Origin of the sequence: Arsenophonus endosymbiont of Aphis craccivora, from assembly GCF_013460135.1 — a bacterium.
Classification (GTDB): Bacteria; Pseudomonadota; Gammaproteobacteria; order Enterobacterales; family Enterobacteriaceae; genus Arsenophonus; species Arsenophonus nilaparvatae.
Window position 1 is genome coordinate 1,132,336 of sequence record NZ_CP038155.1, and the last position, 22,673, is coordinate 1,155,008.

The following is a 22,673-nucleotide window of genomic DNA, read 5'->3' on the forward strand; positions in this document are numbered from 1 at the left end:
CAATATTTATTCCATTTTCCAATTAAGTATCAGTGTATCGCAACAGGAAATAAAAAAGAATTATTACAAAATAGTAAAAGATATTATTTATTTTAGAACTATGGTAGATATCAAAAAGTATAAATATGATAATATCATTATTATAATGATCTTCACCTTAGGATAATTCATGACAAAGCAAGATCAGGAAAAAATACTGTCCCAGGCAAAAAAAATATGCCAAGCGCGTAATGTACGTTTAACACCCCAAAGAGAAGAGGTATTAAGCCTTATAGCAGCCCAACCTTGTGCTATTAGTGCTTATGATTTGCTTGATTTACTTATACTTTCTGAACCTCAAGCTAAACCGCCGACTATTTATCGTGGCCTGGAGTTTCTCTTAGAACAAGGTTTTATACACAAGATAGAATCAACAAATAGCTATGTTATTTGTCATCATTTTGAGGATCCTAAACATACCTCAGTTATGCTAATTTGTGATAATTGCGGTAGTGTTGCCGAAAGTAATGGCCAAGCGGTAGAAACTGCTATTTTAAAATTAGCCAAACAGACTGGTTTCCAGTTGTCCCATACCGTTGTTGAAAGCCATGGGTTATGTTTACCCTGCAACAAAATTGAGAAAAAACAGTGTCAAAGCTAAGGTATTATTAGGCTTAAATAGTGATATAAAAGCCGGCGGCTCATACAACCGGCATTTATTAAAAAAGCAATAAAAATTTAAAAATAGTTTGCTTAATACCCATCAATCAAAAAATCAAACAAACTAGGAAATAATATTATATTCAATAAATTAAGCTGAATTTACTTAAAAAATTAATTAGAGATAAAAGCGCAAAAAGTTTGACTAAAATGAGTTACTACTACGAATAATACCAACAGCTAGTCCTTCAATAGTTAAGGTTTGTGTCCGCAAATCCACAATAATTGGCTCAAATTCACGATTTTCAGCAATTAATTCAACTTTACTACCCACTTGCTTGAAGCGTTTAACCGTCACTTCATCATCAATCCGCGCTACAACGATTTGTCCATTATGTACCTGCTGGGTTTTATGTACAGCAAGTAAATCCCCATCAATAATTCCAATATTTTTCATGGACATGCCATTAACACGCAATAAAAAATCAGCACTAGGTCTAAAAATAGTAGCATCAATCCGATAATGACTCTCGATATGTTCTTGAGCAAGTAAGGGTTCTCCTGCCGCCACCCGACCAATAAGTAGTAATCCTTCATCCTCATGTTCTTCTTGCAGTAGCCGGATACCGCGAGACGCACCAGAAACAATTTCTATCACTCCTTTTCGCACCAACGCCTTTAAGTGTTCCTCTGCTGCATTTGGTGAACGAAAACCTAAACTTGATGCAATTTCAGCGCGTGTCGGCGGCATACCCGTTTGCGAAATGTGTTCACGCACTAGATCATAGACCTGCTGCTGCCTCAACGTTAATTCTTTCATTTCGCCCCCTATTTATTCGCATCCACACATTGTAACTGTAAGTATATACAGGTATATTAAGATTTAAAATCAATAAATGTGTAAAACCCTATTTTTTATAACTAGCTCACGAAATAATGATTACCAATTACAACTGACCAAATAAAAATTGCTAAACAAATTGCAATAAAAACCGCCGCCGAGCCGATATCTTTCGCTTTAGCAGAAAGCTCATGCAATTCTGTACAAATTCGATAAACCACTGCTTCAATCGCACTATTTAATAATTCAACAATAGCTATCAATACCATTGAGCTAATAAGTAATAACCGTTCAATCCATTGCACATCAAGTAAAAAAGCCACAATAATGGCAATAATCACCATAATTGCTTCTTGTCTAAAAGCGGCTTCACGCTTCCAGGCTGCTCTTAACCCTTTCAGCGAATAACTAGTTGCTTTAATAATTCGGGTTAAGCCGGTTGTTTAATTTGCCATAAAATTTACTCTCTAGGTTTAGATAAATGTGGGATTTAATATAATTATTATCTTTTAAACAGATATTAATTACTATTTCTGATATGCTTTGGTAGGATTCAAACAAGAGGTTATCGCTCATCTATGTCATTTTGGCGTACAATTTACTATAATCTATTAGATTTACCAATGAAATTGTTGGTAAAAAGTAAGCTCATACCAGCAGATCCAATTAAAGAATTGCGTCTTGATACGACACATCCTTTTCTATATGTATTACCTTATCATTCTAAAACAGATTTATTGACCTTACGGCAACAATGTTGTTCTATTGGCTTACCTGATCCACTCGATCCGATTGAAATAGACGAAATTAAATTACCTGCCTATGTCTTTATCGATGATGGCCCGCGTGTATTTCGTTATTATTCGCCAGATCCACGTAAAGATTCAGTAAAAACATTTACTGCTTATCTTGATCTTCATTGCCATAATCCCGAGCTACACATTCAGATGCTACCCGTATCAGTAATGTTCGGTCGAGCGCCTGGTCGAGAAGGCCACTCGCCAGCGCCTCCGTTACGTTTACTGAATGGTATCCAAAAATTCTTTGCCGTTATCTGGTTAGGACGTGACAGTTTTGTTCGTTTTTCTCCCACTGTCTCTTTACGCCAAATGGCTGGCGAATATGGTACTGATACAATTATCGCCAATAAACTTGCCCGAGTAGCTCGAATTCACTATTCACGGCAACGATTAGCTGCGGTTGGCCCCAAACTCCCTGTACGCCACGATCTATTCAATAAACTGTTAACTTCAAAAGCGATAGAAAAAGCAGTTGAAGATGAAGCTAAAGCAAAAAAAATATCCCTTGAGAAGGCAAAACATAATGCGATTGCCATGATGGAAGAAATTGCCGCTAATTTTTCCTATGAAGCGATCCGCATTACTGACCGCGTACTTAGTTGGACATGGAATCGACTCTATCAAGGAATTAATGTGCAACACGCCGAACGTGTGCGCCAATTAGCACAAGATGGTCATGAAATTGTCTATATTCCTTCTCATCGTAGTCACATGGATTATCTATTATTATCTTATGTGCTTTATCATCAAGGTTTAGTTCCGCCTCATATCGCTGCAGGTATCAACCTTAATTTTTGGCCGGCTGGGCCAATTTTTCGTCACTTAGGTGCTTTTTTCATTCGTCGCTCTTTCAAAGGCAATAAACTTTACTCGACCATATTTCGTGAATATCTCAGCGAATTATTTGCGCGTGGTTACTCAATTGAATATTTTGTTGAAGGTGGCCGCTCTCGAACAGGCCGACTACTGGAACCAAAGACTGGTACGCTGTCAATGACCCTGCAAGCAATGCTACGAGGTGATTCACGTCCAATTACCATTGTTCCAATCTACATAGGTTATGAACATGTATTAGAAGTTGCGACCTACGCTAAGGAACTAAAAGGGGCGGCAAAAGAGAAAGAAGGGTTTTTCGCAATGTTAAAAGGTCTACGCAAATTACGTAAACTAGGGCAAGGTTATGTTAACTTTGGTCAACCGATTGCACTAACTCAATATTTAAACAAACATGTTCCCGAGTGGCGTCAATCTATCGATGCTATTGAGCCCCAGCGTCCAACTTGGTTAAATTCAACCGTGACTCGGTTAGCTCATAAAATCATGGTTAGAATTAACAACGCTGCTGCGGCTAATGCAGTCAATTTATGTTCAACTGCTTTGTTAGCTTCTCGCCAACGTGCATTAACCCGTGAACAATTAATTGAACAAATCGAATGTTACCTCCAACTATTAAGAAATGTGCCTTATAGCGATGATAGCACGACACCCAGCAAAACTGCTGAGCAACTATTAGAAGACGCCTTGCAATTGGATAAGTTTGAAGTCGAGCATGACAGCATGGGCGATATTGTAGTATTACCTCGAGAAAATGCTGTCTTGATGACTTATTATCGAAATAATATTATGCATTTGTTGGTTTTGCCTTCTTTGGTAGCCAATATCGTATTACATAATGAAAGTGTTCAACGCCAGGAAATTGGTGATCAAATTGCACTCATTTATCCATTCTTAAAAGCAGAACTGTTCATGCGCTATAGCATAGAAGAATTACCTGAATATATCGATATTCTGCTGAATGAATTGGCGCGTCCACAACTAATATTATTAACAGTACAGGGTGTTGTAACTATCAATCCAGCTCGTATTCGCCCTCTTCAGCTTTTAGCTGCTGGTATCAAAGAAACTCTACAACGCTATGCAATTACACTTTCACTACTGAGTACGATACCTGAAATTAGCCGAGGAATATTAGAAAAAGAGAGCCGTATTCTTGCTCAACGTCTATCTGTACTACATGGTATCAACGCGCCTGAATTCTTTGATAAGGCGGTTTTCTCCACACTGGTAAATACATTAAAGCAGGAAGGTTATATTAATAGAGAAGAAGATACGATTATCATCGCCAATGCACAACGGCTTTATCGTATTATCGCTAAATTAATATCTCCAGAAGTGTGCTTAACTATTGATAGTGTCAAACACGTTACTGAAAAGCCATTACCTAAATAAATCATCTTTATATTAGTATAGTAACGTAAAACGGATTTAGACTAAAATCGACCAACATTATAAAGGATAATCATTCGAGATTATCCTTTATAATTAAAAATAATTTAATAAGATGCCAATAAATAAAACCAACCCCACATACTTGTTATTCATAAATGCTTTAAAAAATAATATTGGTTGTCGATTGGCTATTAGTTTTTGTTGATAGGTAAATAAGCCTAATACCAATATCAAACTAACAAAATAAAACCCACCCAAATCTAGCAGTTGCCCTATATAAAATAACACCAGCACCATAGCTAATTGTAAAATGCCAATAATTAATTTATCAAAACCGGCAAAAATAATTGCGGTTGATTTTACACCAATTTTTATATCATCATTGCGATCAACCATCGCATACTGGGTATCATAAACAATAGACCAAATAATATTAACCAGAAATAATAACCAACATTCTAAAGGTAAGGACTCACTAACTGCTGCATATGCCATTGGAATTGACCAACCAAACGCAGCACCCAATACAATCTGCGGAAAATGGCTAAATCGTTTGATAAATGGATAAATCCAAGCTAATAGCAACCCAATCACCGATAACCAAATTGCCATTTTATTTAAGGTCAACACTAATATAAAAGCGATGACGATCAATGAAAAAAATAGTGTCTTAGCTTCTTTTTCTGTTACATCACCATTTGGCAGGGGACGTTCCTTGGTTCTTGCAACATAACCATCAAATTTTCGATCCGCAAAATCATTGATAACACAACCAGCTGCACGCATCAAAAAAACACCCGCAGTAAAAACTAATAAAATAAAAAGATCTGGTAACCCCCGGCTTGCTAACCATAATGCCCAATAAGTAGGACATAGTAATAATAAAATACCTATCGGTTTATCAATTCGCATTAAACGAAAATAGGCGCGCCATTTATTCAATTTCAACGTTGTTTGCCCTGCCAATCTATTTATCTCCCTATTATTTTGTATAGATAGGTGAATCTGGCAAAAAAAGTTCTGTTAATAATAAAGATTTAGCCGATAATCTTAACAATGAACGCCTTACCCAACAATTATTCTGTATACCTAGATTAATATAATCACGAGTCAAATTATTTCCACTAAATAGGTATTTTCCCAATGGCACACTGCCTAAATTTATTAGCTCACTTTCATGGCCAGTTAATGTCTCTTCTGGAATAACCGTCCGCCCATATAACCATGGACAACCATCGCCCAAAAGCACCACTTCACGTAACCAATAACGTTGACTATTAGGCAAAAGTTTAGCTTCTTCGTACTGACTATCTAACAGAATAAAACCTTCTTGATACAGTTTTACGGTGACTTGCTGGCAATAACGCGCAAGACGCTCAGTCATTGAACCTAATTCGGTTAACCAATTATATATTGGATTCTGTACGGTAACTTATTGCGTCGAAAACCAATGAATCGGTTGATTGCAGAAAAGTGACTGATTGATATGGCTTATCTTTACAGTTACGCCCATAGAATACTTCTCTCACTCTATATTGAGATTTAAAATACAAGATAGCATGCTAATAATGAATAGAATGATAGGATCTGCTAATTTGTATAAAAAGTTATCTCTGATTGCAAAATTTTTATTAATTTTGCAATCTTTATATTAGCAAGAAGTGATCTATCTGGCAGGTTATTCATTGTCACCAAAACCTGCTGTTACAAGCTTTGGTGATAAAATTATTGTCGCCAGCTTTTAAAACAATTAATCAAGCCATTGGTAGAGGTGTCATGGCTGTTAATTTGATCTTCAGTTGCCAGCTCGGGCAAAATGCGACCAGCTAATTGCTTACCAAGTTCGACCCCCCATTGGTCAAAACTAAAAATATTCAATATAGCACCTTGCACAAAAATCTTGTGTTCATACATCGCAATCAAAGCGCCTAGCGTATATGGCGCAATTTGATCAACAAGGATAGAGTTAGTTGGGCGATTACCTTGGAAAACTTTATAAAGTGCCACATTAGCCATTTTAGCCGGATCTTGACCTGCCGCTTTAAATTCTTCGTCCACTTCAAGCCGATTTTTACCAAATGCTAACGCTTCTGTTTGGGCAAAAAAATTAGACATTAATTTATTATGGTGATCACTTAATGGATTATGGCTTATCGCTGGTGCAATGAAATCACAAGGGATAAGTTTGGTACCCTGATGGATTAATTGATAAAATGCATGCTGACCATTAGTACCTGGTTCACCCCAAATAATGGGCCCAGTTTGATAATTCACTTTTTCGCCATTACGATCAACATACTTGCCATTTGATTCCATGTTGCCTTGTTGAAAATAAGCCGCAAATCGATGTAAATATTGATCATAAGGTAAAATGGCTTCAGTCTCAGTAGCAAAAAAATTATTATACCAAATCCCGATTAACGCCAATATCACCGGAATATTATGCTCAAAAGGTGTCTGTGCAAAATGTTGATCCATTGCATGAGCACCACTTAGTAATTGTTCAAAATTATTAAATCCGATGGATAAAACAATCGACAGGCCAATAGCTGAACACAATGAATAACGACCGCCAACCCAATCCCAGAATTCGAACATATTTTGTGTATCGATGCCAAATTTGGCCACTTGTTGCTCATTGGTTGATAAAGCGACAAAATGTTTGGCAATCTGTGTTTCATCCGCGGCAGCAGCTAAAAACCATTTTCTGGCTGTATGAGCATTAGTCATTGTCTCCTGGGTGGTAAAAGTTTTAGAGGCAATCAAAAATAATGTTGTTTCAGGTTTAATTTTTTGCAATGTTTCAGCAATATGGCTGCCATCTATATTGGAAACAAAATGCATATTTAAATGGTTTTTGTAAGGCCTGAGTGCTTCGGTTACCATATATGGCCCAAGATCAGAGCCTCCAATACCAATATTAACAACATCTGTTATTGCCTGGCCGGTATAACCTTTCCAATCACCATTAATGACTCGTTCACTGAAACAACGCATTTTGTCTATCACAGCATTAACTTGTGGCATAATATCAACACCATCAAGCTTTATCGGACTATTGCTACGATTACGTAAAGCAATATGCAAAACAGCTCTATCTTCTGTTCTATTAATTTTCTCTCCAGAAAACATGCTGTTAATTGCGGCGCTTAGCTTTGTCTCTTTTGCTAAATCTAGTAATTTAAGCAAGGTATTTTCAGTTATTCGATTTTTAGAAAAATCAACCAAGATCTGTTCATTAAAAGTGAGTGAAAAATTAGCAAAACGATCAGCATCATTAGCAAAAAGATCACGCAGATGGATATCTTTTACTGATTGATAATGTTGTTCTAATTCGTGCCATGCTGCGGTTAAACTTGGATTAATGTTTTCCATTGAAATACTCTCTATCTTTCTTCAACTCAGATTTACAACTACCAATGATTGGATAGTAACTCATTCTCCCCACCAATTTAACTTCTTTTAATGCCTTCCACTGGCCAATTTAATCGTATCTGTTCAATTGATCGAATATTGATAAAATCAATAATTTTTTGGTAATTATAAAAATTATTGATTTCGCTAAAAATAAATTGACCTTCAGACAATAACTCGATAATGGTAGATTACTTGTTCACCTTTCAAATACATGGAGATAGTATTATGAGTGCAGTGTCTACCGCCTCTGCAAATAAAAAATTTCATATTGCCAAATTTGGTGGCACCAGTGTCGCTAATTTTAAGACCATGTATAAAAGCGCGGATATCGTTATTGCTAATAAAAATGTGCGAATTGTTGTGCTTTCAGCTTCATCAGGCATTACCAATCTGCTGATCAAACTTACTGAGACGTGTAATGACAATAGACGTAAGGCGCTATTAAAACAAATTCGTCAGCACCAATACACGATAATCAATTGTCTAGACAACCCTTTTAGCATTCAACCAATAATTGATCACTTACTGGCAAGACTTACTGCTTTATCCGCAGTCACGACCCAACAACCCCTTACCGCACCACACATTGATGAAATTGTCAGTTATGGTGAACTAATGTCAAGCTACTTATTTGTCGAAATCCTACGACAACGGGGGGTGATCGCAACCTGGTTTGATGTTCGTAATATTATGCAGACCAATGATAAATTTGGTAAAGCCGAACCCAATCAGCAACAATTAAAGCGACTAGCTAATAAATATCTACTACCTAAACTGCAAGAAAACCTGATTGTAACTCAAGGTTTTATTGGTCAGGATGAAGCCGGTCGCACAACAACATTGGGGCGAGGAGGTAGCGATTACACCGCTGCGCTGATTGCTGAAGCGTTATCCTTTGACCAGGTTGATATCTGGACAGATGTTGCCGGTATCTATACGACCGATCCTCGTATTGTTGCTAGTGCCAAATCGATTAGCGCTATCACTTTTAATGAAGCCGCAGAAATGGCTGTATTCGGCGCTAAAATATTACATTCAGCAACATTATTACCCGCTATCCGAGCAGGCATTCCCGTATTTGTTGGTTCAAGCCAAATACCAGAAAAGAGTGGCACCTATATCTGCGCCAGCACCAAGAAATTACCTCAATTTCGAGCGCTGACCATAAGGAGAAAACAGACGCTTCTCACTTTGCATAGTCTAAATATGCTTCCCGCTCGCGGATTTCTTGCTGAGGTATTCACACTATTATCACAACATCATATTTCTGTCGACCTCATTACTACATCCGAAGTTAGCATTGCTTTAACCTTGGATACAACCGGCTCTACCACTACCAAAAGAAACCTATTAACTGACACTTTAATGACAGAATTAGCCAAATTATGTCGTGTAGATGTTGAGGAGGGGTTAGCACTAGTTGCCATTATTGGTAATAACTTATCGCAAATAGATGGTCTGGGAAGTCACATTTTTAGCGCGCTAGCAACTCATAATATCCGTATGATATGTTACGGAGCCAGTAGTCATAATATTTGTCTACTGGTCTCTGATAAAGAAGCTGAGACGATTATCCAAATACTGCATAAAAATCTTTTTGAATAACCGAAATATAATTACCGCTTAAAATGACTAATGCTAAATGACGCAGTGAGACTTATTTTTACCAATGCAAAGTTTTAGTCATATTTTTTTGATAATTTCAAATCTGTCGGCTTCACAACCAAGCTGGTTTGTAATCGTGTAAGATTTTCTTTCGCAAGACTATTATTAAGTTTTGCCGCAGTTGCAAACCACATAATGGCACGGAAAATATTTTTCTTTATACCCTCGCCTGTGGCATATAATACCGCTAAATTATTTTGTGCATCGGTTTCTTGTTTATAAACCGAAGACAAAAACAGTTCACTAGCTTTTTGTGGATTTTTTTCAGTGCCTATGCCATATAAATAAAAAAGTCCCAACTGGTTTTTTGCTTGTTGTATTTTCTGCGCGGCTTTCTGCATTAAGCTAAATGCTTTTTTAGGTTGCTTATTAATACCTTGACCAGCCAAATAGATTTTTGCCAGTCGGTATTGCGCTTCAGCTTCACCTCTATTTGCCATGATCCGATACAATTCCGCAGCCTTAGTAAGATCTTTTTTTATACTGATGCCTTTTTCATAATAATAAGCAACTTTCATACTTGCATCAGCATAGCCAGCATCCGCTAATACCACTGCCTGGCTATAATAGCATTCTGCTCAACTCCATAGCCATGTTGATAAAATTCGGCAAGACGATACTGTGCATCAACATGTCCTTGCTCTGCGGCTCGTTTGTACCAATAAAAAACCTGATAATTATTTTTCTCTAAATATTTACCATCATCATAAATAAATCCCATATTATATTGCGCAATAGCATCACCATTATATGCTGCGCACCGATACAATTCAATGGCATAAGCCGGATTTTTCTTAACGCTATAACCTTTCTCATAAATCTGCGCTAAATTATTCAATGCACCTAAATCACCTAAATCACCTAAATCACCTAAATCACCTAAATCACCTAAATCACCTAAATCACCTAAATCACCTAAATCACCTAAATCACCTAAATCACCTAAATCACCTAAATCAGCACTTTTCTCATACAACTCTCTTGATTTCTGATAGTCTTGATTAACACCAAACCCATTCTGGTATAAATATCCCAAAACAAACTGAGCATAAGCTTCCTGCTGCAAAGCGGCTTTGTCATACCAATTTTTCGCTTGTTTATAGTCTTTATCAACCCCTAACCCAACGCTATACATATAACCCAAACCAGATTGAGCGTAAGGATCACCTTTGTTTGCGCCACGCTGCAACCAGATTACCGCAGCTTTATAATTTTTTTCTTTGATTAATCACGCCCATATAATAAAAGGCATCGCTATTGCCTTTTACAATCGCTTTTTCAAACCAAAAATTGGCTTTTCCAACGTCTTCTTGTATATCTTTTGAGCCATAAAGATAAGTTATCGCAACATGCATTATGGCATTCATCTCACCTTGAGATGCTTTTTTTAATTGTTGGCTAAACGAATCGTTTTTTTATTGTTCAACCGATTGCGTATTATTTGATATATTCATGTCAATTTGTGGCAAGACATCGCTGTTTGCCATTGGAAAATTCAATAATATCAACCAAGTTATAAATAATTTTTTTTCATTTAGTCTACTATCCAAATATTAACTTGAACCCAAAACACTAGGAAGAAAACTATATTATAAAACAGAGAATGTTAATAATATTTTTACATTTTTAAAGGCTTTGTTGAATAAATCGAACTTTTAGGTGATTGGCGGAGCTGATCGCTAAATTCGTTTCAACATCAGGTCCCCATGGCAAAGCAAAAGTTTAAAATTACCAACTGGCCCGCGTACAACAAGGCACTCAGACAACGCGGTTCCCTGACGGTCTGGCTTGATGAGTCGGCCATCGCTGGATGGACTGACAGTTCTTCGCCTGAAGGTCGTGGCCGGCCGCTTTACTACAGCGATATGGCTGTTACCACTGTCCTGATGATGAAGCGTGTGTTTAATCTGTCGCTCCGGGCATTACAGGGCTTCGTTGATTCGATTTTTAAACTCATGTCTTTGCCGCTGTGCTGTCCGGACTACTCGCTGGTCAGCAGACGAGCAAAGAGCGTCAACATCAGCATAAAAACGCCAACGCGTGGTGAAATCTCGCATCTGGTCATCGACAGTACCGGTCTGAAGGTCTTTGGCGAAGGTGAATGGAAAGTTAGGCAGCATGGGGCTGACAGACGAAGAGTGTGGCGCAAGCTTCATCTGGCAGCAGACAGTGTGACTCATGAGATTATCTGTGCCGACTTATCGCTCAGCGGAACGACAGATGCGCAGGCACTGCCGGGCCTGATTAACCAAACCCACCGGAAAATCAGGGAAGTGTCAGCAGACGGTGCTTATGACGCCTGTTACTGCCACGACGCGTTGCTAAGAAAGAAAATCAGGCCCCTTATCCCGCCGCGAAACGGAGCGAAATACTGGCCGGACAAGTACCATGAACGTAACCATGCGGTGGCGAATCAGCGTCTGAGCAGGAGTAATGATATGTGGAAAAAGAAAGTGGGTTATCACCGGCGTTCAGTGGCAGAAACAGCGATGTTCCGCATAAAAACTTTGCTGGGTGGCCATCTGAGGCTGCGTGACTATGAGGCTCAGGTAGGTGAAGCAATGGCGATGGTCAAAGCGCTGAACCGTATGACGTTGTTGGGTATGCCACACAGCGTCAGGATCGGATAACAGCTGTAGCAGAGGGAGCCATCCTGTCGGCTAATTCTGATTTATTCAACAAAGCCCGTTTTAATATAACTAAAAATATAATCCCAACGACCACAATTAAGCCCAACAATATGATTACGCAGATAATAAAGAATTTCGTCCATCTGAAAGACAGCTGGTAGTGTCTCAATAAGTACAGTTGCTTTAATTGTACCAATGGATAATCCGTATCGCTCTTCGGTATAGCTAAATACTTCATTCCACCATTGATCCTCTTTATAAGATTCTAATTTGGGAATATAAAAATAAGGGCCACTCCCTTTTTCCAATAGCTTTTTATAGTTATGAAAGAAATAAAGTGCAAAATCCAATAATGCCCCTGGAATTGCTTTTCCTCGATATAAAATATGTTTTTCAGGTAAATGTAAGCCTCGCACACGAACCATCAAAACAGCCGGATCAGACTTTAATTGATAAACTTTGCCTTGCTTATTAATAAATGAAATAGTGCCATTAACCGCATCACGTAAATTAATGTGTACTTCAATCAATTTTTCCCAAGCAGGTGAAAGTGAGTCATCAAAATCAGCCATAAAGACTTTTACATTAGCATTCAAAGCATTAATAATCATTTTACGTTCTACTGGACCGGTTATTTCAACTCGACGATCAAGTAAATCTGCAGGAATACCTTGTATTTTCCAATCATCCTTCCTAATTGAAATCGTTTCTGGCATAAAATCAGGTAAAATACCTTGATCAATCTGCAACTGTCGCTCAACTCTAGCATTAAGTAAAACATCACAAGGTCCAGCAAACTGCTCAACTAAATCTGTTAAAAAATCAATTGCAGCTGGTGTCAAAAGTTGCTTTTCTGGTGCGCCAAACGGTTGCAAAAAAGTTAATTCATTGATCACTGTCTGCTGATCCATGGAGCATCTCCTTTAATATAAGGTACACTTGCTAAAGACTATCTCAAAATCAGCAAAAATCAAAAATCCTTCCATTTTCCAAAAAAAGTTATTTTATTGAAAATAAAGAATTTATTTCAAATATAATAACGATAATTAACTTAATTTAAGACAACGAAAATGTTGCATATTTGTTATATAAATATGCATTTAATTGATTAAATGTAATATTACAAGAAGAAATAAGGGGAAAAACATTCTAGCCTAGTTTTTTTCTTTTTTCTCGATTCATAGCAAATCAAAAAATTTATAAATAAAATTTTACAATAAATAAACTAAACCGTTTTACGATATAACTAGCCAAACGTCAAAAAGCCACCCTGGGGTGGCTTTCTTAACATAATTAAAGTCTGGCAGCTCCCTACTCTCACATGGGGATACCCCACACTACCATCGGCGCTACGGCATTTCACTTCTGAGTTCGGCATGGGGTCAGGTGGGACCACCGCGCTATTACCGCCAGACAAATTCTTTTCTATTTATCCCGTCTTATTTCGCTGCCTTATAGTCTGCTCACCTACCTCAGTAGCGAACATACCTCGGCCTTCAGCAAAATCCGACCAGATTCAATCTCAAAACAAGCTAAAATTCTCTCTCTCAAAACACCTTCGGTGTTGTCAGGTTAAGCCTCTCGGGTCATTAGTACTGGTTAGCTCAACGTATCGCTACGCTTACACATCCAGCCTATCTACGTCCTCGTCTCGAACACCCCTTATAGGACATTACTGTCAGGGAAGACTCATCTTGAGGCCAGTTTCCCGCTTAGATGCTTTCAGCGGTTATCTCTTCCGCACTTAGCTACCAGGCGATGCCATTGGCATGACAACCTGTACACCAGTGGTGCGTCCACTCCGGTCCTCTCGTACTAGGAGCAGCCCCCCTCAATCTTCCTTCGCCCACGACAGATAGGGACCGAACTGTCTCACGACGTTCTAAACCCAGCTCGCGTACCACTTTAAATGGCGAACAGCCATACCCTTGGGACCTACTTCAGCCCCAGGATGTGATGAGCCGACATCGAGGTGCCAAACACCGCCGTCGATATGAACTCTTGGGCGGTATCAGCCTGTTATCCCCGGAGTACCTTTTATCCGTTGAGCGATGGCCCTTCCATTCAGAACCACCGGATCACTAAGACCTACTTTCGTACCTGCTCGCGCCGTCACGCTCGCAGTCAAGCTGGCTTATGTCTTTGCACTAACCTCACGATGTCCGACCGTGATTAGCCAACCTTCGTGCTCCTCCGTTACGCTTTGGGAGGAGACCGCCCCAGTCAAACTACCCACCAGACACTGTCCTCAGCCCGGATTACGGGCCTAAGTTAGAACATCAAACATTAAAGGGTGGTATTTCAACGTTGGCTCCATGCAGACTGCCGTCCACACTTCAAAGCCTCCCACCTATCCTACACATCAAGGCTCAATGTTCAGTGTCAAGCTATAGTAAAGGTTCACGGGGTCTTTCCGTCTTGCCGCGGGTACACTGCATCTTCACAGCGAGTTCAATTTCACTGAGTCTCGGGTGGAGACAGCCTGGCCATCATTACGCCATTCGTGCAGGTCGGAACTTACCCGACAAGGAATTTCGCTACCTTAGGACCGTTATAGTTACGGCCGCCGTTTACTGGGGCTTCGATCAAGAGCTTCGCCTTACTGCTTACCCCATCAATTAACCTTCCAGCACCGGGCAGGCGTCACACCGTATACGTCCACTTTCGTGTTTGCACAGTGCTGTGTTTTTAATAAACAGTTGCAGCCAGCTGGTATCTTCGACTGGCTTCAGCTCCGGATGCTAGACCCTTCACCTAATGCCAGCGTGCCTTCTCCCGAAGTTACGGCACCATTTTGCCTAGTTCCTTCACCCGAGTTCTCTCAAGCGCCTGAGTATTCTCTACCTAACCACCTGTGTCGGTTTTGGGTACGATTAATGATTACCTATCGCTTAGAGGCTTTTCCTGGAAGCTGGGCATCAACTACTTCACCACCTTGGTGGCTCGTCATCACGTCTCAGTGTTGTAGCAGTGCGGATTTGCCTGCACTACCCACCTACTCGCTTAAACCGGGACAACCGTCGCCCGGATAGCCTAGCCTTCTCCGTCCCCCCTTCGCAGTAACCATTAGTACGGGAATATTAACCCGTTTCCCATCGACTACGCTTTTCAGCCTCGCCTTAGGGGTCGACTTACCCTGCCCCGATTAACGTTGGACAGGAAACCTTGGTCTTTCGGCGAGCGGGTTTTTTACCCGCTTTATCGTTACTTATGTCAGCATTCGCACTTCTGATACCTCCAGCAGACCTCTCAGTCCACCTTCTACGGCTTACAGAACGCTCCCCTACCCAACAACATCTAAATGTCGCTGCCGCAGCTTCGGTGCATGGTTTAGCCCCGTTACATCTTCCGTGCAGGCCGACTCGACCAGTGAGCTATTACGCTTTCTTTAAATGATGGCTGCTTCTAAGCCAACATCCTGGCTGTCTAAGCCTTCCCACTTCGTTTCCCACTTAACCATGACTTCGGGACCTTAGCTGGCGGTCTGGGTTGTTTCCCTCTTCACGACGGACGTTAGCACCCGCCGTATGTCTCCCGTGATAACATTCTTCGGTATTCGTAGTTTGCATCGGGTTGGTAAGTCGGGATGACCCCCTAGCCGAAACAGTGCTCTACCCCCGAAGATGAATGCACGAGGCGCTACCTAAATAGCTTTCGGGGAGAACCAGCTATCTCCCGGTTTGATTGGCCTTTCACCCCCAGCCACAAGTCATCCGCTAATTTTTCAACATTAGTCGGTTCGGTCCTCCAGTTAGTGTTACCCAACCTTCAACCTGCCCATGGCTAGATCACCGGGTTTCGGGTCTATACCCTGCAACTTAACGCCCAGTTCAGACTCGGTTTCCCTACGGCTCCCCTATACGGTTAACCTTGCTACAGAATATAAGTCGCTGACCCATTATACAAAAGGTACGCAGTCACACCCTGTCGGGTGCTCCCACTGCTTGTACGTACACGGTTTCAGGTTCTATTTCACTCCCCTCGCCGGGGTTCTTTTCGCCTTTCCCTCACGGTACTGGTTTACTATCGGTCAGTCAGTAGTATTTAGCCTTGGAGGATGGTCCCCCCATATTCAGACAGGATAACACGTGTCCCGCCTTACTCTTCGAGTTCACAACACTTACCGTTTCAGATACGGGGCTATCACCCTTTATTGCTGGCCTTTCCAGACCCTTCTCCTGCGGTAAATATTGATGTTGACTCTGGGCTGCTCCCCGTTCGCTCGCCGCTACTGGGGGAATCTCGGTTGATTTCTTTTCCTCGGGATACTGAGATGTTTCAGTTCCCCCGGTTCGCCTCGTTTGACTATGAATTCATCAAACGATAGTGCATTAATGCACTGGGTTTCCCCATTCGGACATCGCCGGCTAATACGCTTCATATCAGCTTACCGACGCTTTTCGCAGATTAGCACGTCCTTCATCGCCTCTGACTGCCTAGGCATCCACCGTGTACGCTTCATTCGCTTAACCTCACAACCCGAAGGGGTCTTCTACTGTCTTTTTGTTGGGTTATGGATGAGCGTCCACCAATTCTGTGTTGGGCATTGCGCGCAATGCTCACGTACTTTAGTACGCTGCGCTTGCTGTGCGCTGGCCGCCTCGAATTGCTGACTGCTCGCTCATAACTCTTCATCATGACAACAAAAACCCAACTGATTGGAGTTTTGAGAGTTCTCCACACTATTTTTTTAATAATGTGTGTTTCAATTTTCAGCTTGTTCCAGATTGTTAAAGAGCATAATTATTCGCAGCATACTGTTGCCAGCCTGCTCTGAATAACTTTTTTTCTATTTTTATCTTGCAATATGGTGGAGCTAAGCGGGATCGAACCGCTGACCTCCTGCGTGCAAAGCAGGCGCTCTCCCAGCTGAGCTATAGCCCCATTAAGATTGTCGTATCATTACACCTTACTGCTAACCTTGCCTTTCAGCCACTTCCGTCAGCAATGTTGGTAGGCCTGAGTGGACTTGAACCACCGACCTCACCCTTATCAGGGGTGCGCTCTAACCACCTGAGCTACAAGCCTAATGATACACATCAGACAATCTGTGTGAACACTCACATTCCATCTATCTAGGTAAGGAGGTGATCCAACCGCAGGTTCCCCTACGGTTACCTTGTTACGACTTCACCCCAGTCATGAATCACAAAGTGGTAAGCGCCATCCAAAAAGGTTAAGCTACCTACTTCTTTTGCAACCCACTCCCATGGTGTGACGGGCGGTGTGTACAAGGCCCGGGAACGTATTCACCGCGACATGCTGATCCGCGATTACTAGCGATTCCGACTTCATGGAGTCGAGTTGCAGACTCCAATCCGGACTTCGACGTACTTTCTGAGTTCCGCTTCCCATCGCTGGCTCGCCTCTCTCTGTATACGCCATTGTAGCACGTGTGTAGCCCTACTCGTAAGGGCCATGATGACTTGACGTCATCCCAACCTTCCTCCGGTTTATCACCGGCAGTCTCCTTTGAGTTCCCGACACTACTCGCTGGCAACAAAGGATAAGGGTTGCGCTCGTTGCGGGACTTAACCCAACATTTCACAACACGAGCTGACGACAGCCATGCAGCACCTGTCTCAGCGTTCCCGAAGGCACTCCTCTATCTCTAAAGGATTCGCTGGATGTCAAGAGTAGGTAAGGTTCTTCGCGTTGCATCGAATTAAACCACATGCTCCACCGCTTGTGCGGGCCCCCGTCAATTCATTTGAGTTTTAACCTTGCGGCCGTACTCCCCAGGCGGTCGATTTAACGCGTTAGCTCCGGAGGCCACAGTTTATGACCACAACCTCCAAATCGACATCGTTTACAGCGTGGACTACCAGGGTATCTAATCCTGTTTGCTCCCCACGCTTTCGCACATGAGCGTCAGTCTTTGTCCAGGGGGCCGCCTTCGCCACCGGTATTCCTCCACATCTCTACGCATTTCACCGCTACACATGGAATTCTACCCCCCTCTACACGACTCTAGCTAACCAGTCTTGAATGCCATTCCCAGGTTAAGCCCGGGGATTTCACATCCAACTTAATTAACCGCCTGCGTGCCCTTTACGCCCAGTAATTCCGATTAACGCTCGCACCCTCCGTATTACCGCGGCTGCTGGCACGGAGTTAGCCGGTGCTTCTTCTGTCGCTAACGTCAATTGCTAAGGTTATTAACCTTAACACCTTCCTCACGACTGAAAGTACTTTACAACCCGAAGGCCTTCTTCATACACGCGGCATGGCTGCATCAGGCTTGCGCCCATTGTGCAATATTCCCCACTGCTGCCTCCCGTAGGAGTCTGGGCCGTGTCTCAGTCCCAGTGTGGCTGATCATCCTCTCAGACCAGCTAGAGATCGTCGCCTAGGTGAGCCATTACCCCACCTACTAGCTAATCTCATATGGGTTCATCCGCAGGTGTGAGGCCAGAACGGTCCCCCACTTTGCTCCTTAGAGATTATGCGGTATTAGCCACCGTTTCCAGTGGTTATCCCCCGCCTTCGGCCAGATCCCCATACCTTACTCACCCGTCCGCCGCTCGCCGGCAAGGAAGCAAGCTTCCTTCCGCTGCCGCTCGACTTGCATGTGTTAGGCCTGCCGCCAGCGTTCAATCTGAGCCATGATCAAACTCTTCAATTAAAAGCTTGATGCTCAAAGAATGTTTTACTGACCGTAACGCCCTTTTGTTCAACCCGCTTTGCCGATGTTTGACCACCTTCGCCGCTGCCGTCCAAAATAACGTTACTGCATATTAGTTCATATATGAATTAACTGTTTGTCACTCTTCAAGACTTTAAAATCAAATATTTTTTGATGATGTCTTGCGAGTGCCCACACAGATTGTCTGATTAATTGTTAAAGAGCGTGCGACCTAGGCCGCGAGGTGGCGTATATTACGCTTTTCACCTGTAAAGTCAAGTAGTTATTTCTACTTTTCTTTACCATGCGTCAAGAAAATTCAATTCAATTGATTCGTTCTATACTGACTCAGTGGGGGCGCATTATAGGCAGTTTTACGCAGCTAGCAAGCAATAATTTGTAAACTTTAGTCGTTTGCTCTTTTTTTCTACAAAAATATCTTATTTATGTTTGAGTGAGCTATGAATCTAAATTTTAAATTTATTCATTAGAATTATTTAGAAACAATTGCCTCGCGTAAAGTTATATAAGTAATGATTCATTAGATATCTGTTAGTGCTATAATTTTCTAAAATAAATAAAAGATAATCTATTTTACAATCTGATTTATTTCGGTTTACCTTATTTTTTAGGTTATTTAATGTTAAAAACAATACAAAATATGTTTGGCTTACCAGTCATAGCAGCTATGGCCTTTTTTAGGCTTTGTTGAATAAATCGAACTTTTAGGTGATTGGCGGAGCTGATCGCTAAATTCGTTTCAACATCAGGTCCCCATGGCAAAGCAAAAGTTTAAAATTACCAACTGGCCCGCGTACAACAAGGCACTCAGACAACGCGGTTCCCTGACGGTCTGGCTTGATGAGTCGGCCATCGCTGGATGGACTGACAGTTCTTCGCCTGAAGGTCGTGGCCGGCCGCTTTACTACAGCGATATGGCTGTTACCACTGTCCTGATGATGAAGCGTGTGTTTAACCTGTCGCTCCGGGCATTACAGGGCTTCGTTGATTCGATTTTTAAACTCATGTCTTTGCCGCTGTGCTGTCCGGACTACTCGCTGGTCAGCAGACGAGCAAAGAGCGTCAACATCAGCATAAAAACGCCAACGCGTGGTGAAATCTCGCATCTGGTCATCGACAGTACCGGTCTGAAGGTCTTTGGCGAAGGTGAATGGAAAGTCAGGCAGCATGGGGCTGACAGACGAAGAGTGTGGCGCAAGCTTCATCTGGCAGCAGACAGTGTGACTCATGAGATTATCTGTGCCGACTTATCGCTCAGCGGAACGACAGATGCGCAGGCACTGCCGGGCCTGATTAACCAAACCCACCGGAAAATCAGGGAAGTGTCAGCAGACGGTGCTTATGACGCCTGTTACTGCCACGATGCGTTGCTAAGAAAGAAAATCAGGCCCCTTATCCCGCCGCGAAGCGGAGCGAAATACTGGCCGGACAAGTACCATGAACGTAACCATGCGGTGGCGAATCAGCGTCTGAGCAGGAGTAATGATATGTGGAAAAAGAAAGTGGGTTATCAACGGCGTTCAGTGGCAGAAACAGCGATGTTCCGCATAAAAACTTTGCTGGGTGGCCATCTGAGCCTGCGTGACTATGAGGCTCAGGTAGGTGAAGCAATGGCGATGGTCAAAGCGCTGAACCGTATGACGTTGTTGGGTATGCCACACAGCGTCAGGATCGGATAACAGCTGTAGCAGAGGGAGCCATCCTGTCGGCTAATTCTGATTTATTCAACAAAGCCCCCTAACGCTAAACCTACTGACTGGGATCCAACAGTATTTTTTACCAATAACATGAATAAGGTTACATTAATTAGGTATTAATTTTATAACAGTGATATTTTCAGGATCCCTGTTTTGCTATATGAAAACTGCTTATCTGAATACCTTTTTATTAGCAATCGACGGATATGTTATTCCTCTTCCGACAATGAGTAAGGCAAAGGCTGAATAGTGAGCTGACTATTGGTTTCGCCAACCAGCCGAAAAATACTCTCTTTAGGCATATCATTATTCATGACAACTTGCACACTAATAAAACCTTTTGTCATGGTAACAGCAGCTAATACTGTTCCAGTGCGCCGCCAGTTATCACCTATTTTCCATTCGATAGCATCTCCAGTTTTTGGCAGCGTATTTGCTGTCCCGGTTAACCAAAACATGGCACGCTTATTGGCGCCGCGATATTTTGCTCGAGCGACCGTTTCCTGCCCGCTATAGCAGCCTTTCTGAAAACTAATACTTGCGGGTAATGCTTGTAGATTAACGGCTTGAGGAATAAATTGTTCGCTATTCTCAACATCAATATTAGCAATGCCAGCGGCAATATCAAACGCTAACCATTGCTGACTATCACTATGTTGGGGGAAATGTTTTGTTAGTTCAGCAGCAGTTGCGCTATCAGTAACAATTAAAAAACGTTCAAACGGTAAACTAAAGTGCAGTAAAGTCGTCTGCCCTAGATGAATAACGGGCTTTTCCTTATCGGGTAATAGAGAAAAGTGGCTGCTCAATGCGTCACGAACTTCTTGGCCGGCAGCACCTAACAGCACAGTATTGTGCTGCTGGCTGAGTGTTATTTGCGAGAAAACCGCGTATTTTTTCAGTTCAGTAAGTTGTTTTGCTGCCACGCTAGTGCGTAAAATATAGCCAAAGCCTTGGTTATAATGAAATAAACGTAGTGTGCTCCACATTTTTCCTTTGGCATCACAGTGGGCGGTGAATATATGTTGTTGTGAAGTTAATGTAGCAATATCCGCGGTTAATTGACCCTGTAGATATTTTTCAGCATCAACCCCTGTTGCTGTGATGAAACTCCAATCATTAAGTGACATTAACGTTAAGGGTAATTGATGGTCTATTTCACAAGTTGCTGGTGTAAATCTATTTAGGCTTGTCATGTGTTCATCCGCTAGTAACCTGGATAAGAGTAGTTATAATGGTAAAATAGCTAACAGAAACAGCAAGTAATATTATCAAAATTAACTAACAAAATTAATGTCGAATCATTTATCTATATAAAGTTTTTAGTTAGTGGTTAGTTGTGGTTTTTACAAAAATGTTACTTAAATCATTTCGATATTGATGAGAATTTGCTACGCTAAATTCTATATGGAATCAAAAATTATTCACAAAGTTTTTAAGGTTATTTTATCGTATGGATATCGATAATAAACCCAGGATCCACTGGGCTTGTCGCAGAGGAATGCGTGAGTTGGACATCGCCATTATGCTTTTTTTGAGTATGAATATGATTCACTCACAGAGGATGAGAAATGTCTGTTTGTTCGTTTACTAGAGTGTGCAGATCCTGATTTGTTCAACTGGTTGATGAATCATGGACGTCCTGATGATGGTCTTTATCATATGATTCAATTGATACAGAGTAGAAATAAACAACGTGGTTCTTTGGAAATTTAATATCACTGTTTCGTGGCTGACACAGCTTTTTTCAACAGGTGTTCATGTGGGAATTGGCTTGGTAGTTTTCTTTTCATCTTTGCCGCCGAATAATCTGGTCACTTGGTTGATAGCGACCTTATTAATTGTGGCAAGTTGGGTAAGGAGTCAAAAAAATATAACTCGTTGTAAAGGTAGTTTAGCTTTACTTAATGGTAATAAGATACAGTGGAAGAAAAGTGAATGGCTGATTGTTAAAAAACCTTGATTGTGCTTATTGGGTATAAAACTTACTCTTCGTTCATTGCAATGTAATAAGCGGATTCGCTTATGGATTGCTTCAGATAGTATGCCAGAAGAGGAGTGGCGCAATTTAAATCAATTGTTGTTGCAGTACCCTGATATTTGATATGA

At 41.4% G+C, this 22,673-nt stretch carries 14 protein-coding genes, 2 tRNA genes, 3 rRNA genes and 4 pseudogenes; 7 read left to right on the plus strand and 16 right to left on the minus strand.

Going from position 1 to position 22,673, the window contains the following annotated elements:
• Window positions 1–169: 169 nt before the first annotated feature.
• Window positions 170–640, plus strand: a complete 471-nt coding sequence (gene zur / locus E3U36_RS06000) for a zinc uptake transcriptional repressor Zur (protein ID WP_180817426.1) — start codon at window positions 170–172, stop codon at window positions 638–640.
• Between the two features lie 204 nt (window positions 641–844).
• Here zur and lexA read toward each other — a convergent pair whose 3' ends face one another.
• Window positions 845–1,459 carry a transcriptional repressor LexA gene (gene lexA / locus E3U36_RS06005; RefSeq protein WP_180817427.1) on the minus strand — a complete coding sequence of 205 codons (615 nt, stop codon included), beginning with the start codon at window positions 1,457–1,459 and terminating at the stop codon, window positions 845–847.
• 101 nt (window positions 1,460–1,560) lie between these two features.
• Window positions 1,561–1,905 carry a diacylglycerol kinase gene (locus tag E3U36_RS06010; protein WP_238337548.1) on the minus strand — a complete coding sequence of 115 codons (345 nt, stop codon included), beginning with the start codon at window positions 1,903–1,905 and terminating at the stop codon, window positions 1,561–1,563.
• A 153-nt stretch (window positions 1,906–2,058) separates the two neighbouring features.
• Here E3U36_RS06010 and plsB point away from each other — a divergent pair, with 153 nt between their 5' ends.
• On the plus strand, window positions 2,059–4,509 hold the full coding sequence (gene plsB / locus E3U36_RS06015; protein ID WP_180817428.1) for a glycerol-3-phosphate 1-O-acyltransferase PlsB: 2,451 nt from the start codon (window positions 2,059–2,061) through the stop codon (window positions 4,507–4,509).
• A 93-nt stretch (window positions 4,510–4,602) separates the two neighbouring features.
• On the opposite strand, the gene ubiA is transcribed toward plsB, so the two are convergent.
• From ubiA to pgi, 3 genes and pseudogenes are all read right to left on the minus strand, one after another.
• Window positions 4,603–5,457: a 4-hydroxybenzoate octaprenyltransferase gene (gene ubiA / locus E3U36_RS06020; protein WP_180817429.1), complete on the minus strand. Its 855-nt coding sequence runs from the start codon at window positions 5,455–5,457 to the stop codon at window positions 4,603–4,605.
• 34 nt (window positions 5,458–5,491) lie between these two features.
• Window positions 5,492–6,022 (minus strand): annotated as a pseudogene (ubiC, locus tag E3U36_RS06025) (chorismate lyase).
• 212 nt (window positions 6,023–6,234) lie between these two features.
• Window positions 6,235–7,884, minus strand: coding sequence for a glucose-6-phosphate isomerase (pgi, locus tag E3U36_RS06030; RefSeq protein WP_180817430.1), 1,650 nt, complete (start codon window positions 7,882–7,884; stop codon window positions 6,235–6,237).
• Window positions 7,885–8,151: 267 nt separating this feature from the next.
• On the opposite strand from pgi, the gene lysC reads away from it, so the two are divergent.
• Window positions 8,152–9,531 (plus strand): lysine-sensitive aspartokinase 3, encoded by a 1,380-nt coding sequence (lysC, locus tag E3U36_RS06035; protein WP_180817431.1) that lies wholly within the window; start codon window positions 8,152–8,154, stop codon window positions 9,529–9,531.
• A gap of 74 nt (window positions 9,532–9,605) precedes the next feature.
• Here lysC and E3U36_RS06040 read toward each other — a convergent pair whose 3' ends face one another.
• Genes E3U36_RS06040 through E3U36_RS06050 form a run of 3 tightly spaced genes read right to left on the minus strand, consistent with a single transcriptional unit; the run spans window position 9,606 to window position 10,946 of the window.
• Complete coding sequence (locus E3U36_RS06040) at window positions 9,606–10,145, minus strand: tetratricopeptide repeat protein (RefSeq protein ID WP_180817432.1); 540 nt, start codon at window positions 10,143–10,145, stop codon at window positions 9,606–9,608.
• Window positions 10,136–10,780, minus strand: coding sequence for a tetratricopeptide repeat protein (locus E3U36_RS06045; RefSeq protein WP_180817433.1), 645 nt, complete (start codon window positions 10,778–10,780; stop codon window positions 10,136–10,138). The genes E3U36_RS06040 and E3U36_RS06045 overlap by 10 nt, the downstream gene beginning before the upstream one ends.
• 16 nt (window positions 10,781–10,796) lie before the next feature.
• Window positions 10,797–10,946: a hypothetical protein gene (locus E3U36_RS06050; RefSeq protein ID WP_180817434.1), complete on the minus strand. Its 150-nt coding sequence runs from the start codon at window positions 10,944–10,946 to the stop codon at window positions 10,797–10,799.
• Between the two features lie 351 nt (window positions 10,947–11,297).
• On the opposite strand from E3U36_RS06050, the gene E3U36_RS06055 reads away from it, so the two are divergent.
• Window positions 11,298–12,221: an IS5 family transposase gene (locus E3U36_RS06055; RefSeq protein WP_180817435.1), complete on the plus strand. Its 924-nt coding sequence runs from the start codon at window positions 11,298–11,300 to the stop codon at window positions 12,219–12,221.
• A 56-nt stretch (window positions 12,222–12,277) separates the two neighbouring features.
• On the opposite strand, the pseudogene E3U36_RS06060 reads toward E3U36_RS06055, so the two are convergent.
• The 7 genes and pseudogenes from E3U36_RS06060 to E3U36_RS06090 all read right to left on the minus strand — a co-directional run.
• A pseudogene (locus E3U36_RS06060) lies at window positions 12,278–13,132 on the minus strand (malate synthase); the annotation flags it as partial.
• Window positions 13,133–13,519: 387 nt separating this feature from the next.
• Window positions 13,520–13,635 (minus strand): 5S ribosomal RNA (rrf, locus tag E3U36_RS06065).
• Between the two features lie 154 nt (window positions 13,636–13,789).
• A 23S ribosomal RNA gene (locus tag E3U36_RS06070) occupies window positions 13,790–16,693 on the minus strand.
• 336 nt (window positions 16,694–17,029) lie between these two features.
• A tRNA-Ala gene (locus E3U36_RS06075) sits at window positions 17,030–17,105 on the minus strand.
• A 67-nt stretch (window positions 17,106–17,172) separates the two neighbouring features.
• A tRNA-Ile gene (locus E3U36_RS06080) sits at window positions 17,173–17,249 on the minus strand.
• Window positions 17,250–17,301: 52 nt separating this feature from the next.
• Window positions 17,302–18,846: ribosomal RNA gene (locus E3U36_RS06085) — 16S ribosomal RNA — on the minus strand.
• The 16S, 23S and 5S rRNA genes sit together here with 2 tRNA genes alongside, the layout of an rRNA operon.
• 633 nt (window positions 18,847–19,479) lie before the next feature.
• Window positions 19,480–19,629 carry a hypothetical protein gene (locus E3U36_RS06090; RefSeq protein WP_180817437.1) on the minus strand — a complete coding sequence of 50 codons (150 nt, stop codon included), beginning with the start codon at window positions 19,627–19,629 and terminating at the stop codon, window positions 19,480–19,482.
• On the opposite strand from E3U36_RS06090, the gene E3U36_RS06095 reads away from it, so the two are divergent.
• Window positions 19,623–20,546: an IS5 family transposase gene (locus tag E3U36_RS06095; RefSeq protein WP_180816253.1), complete on the plus strand. Its 924-nt coding sequence runs from the start codon at window positions 19,623–19,625 to the stop codon at window positions 20,544–20,546. The genes E3U36_RS06090 and E3U36_RS06095 overlap by 7 nt on opposite strands.
• Window positions 20,547–20,773: 227 nt before the next feature.
• Here the strand turns inward: E3U36_RS06095 and ygfZ are convergent, their stop codons facing one another.
• On the minus strand, window positions 20,774–21,760 hold the full coding sequence (gene ygfZ, locus E3U36_RS06100) for a tRNA-modifying protein YgfZ (protein ID WP_180817438.1): 987 nt from the start codon (window positions 21,758–21,760) through the stop codon (window positions 20,774–20,776).
• Between the two features lie 257 nt (window positions 21,761–22,017).
• Between ygfZ and sdhE the strand changes: the two are divergent.
• Window positions 22,018–22,280, plus strand: a pseudogene (gene sdhE, locus E3U36_RS06105) (FAD assembly factor SdhE).
• A 46-nt stretch (window positions 22,281–22,326) separates the two neighbouring features.
• Window positions 22,327–22,668 (plus strand): annotated as a pseudogene (locus E3U36_RS06110) (protein YgfX).
• Window positions 22,669–22,673: the final 5 nt, after the last annotated feature.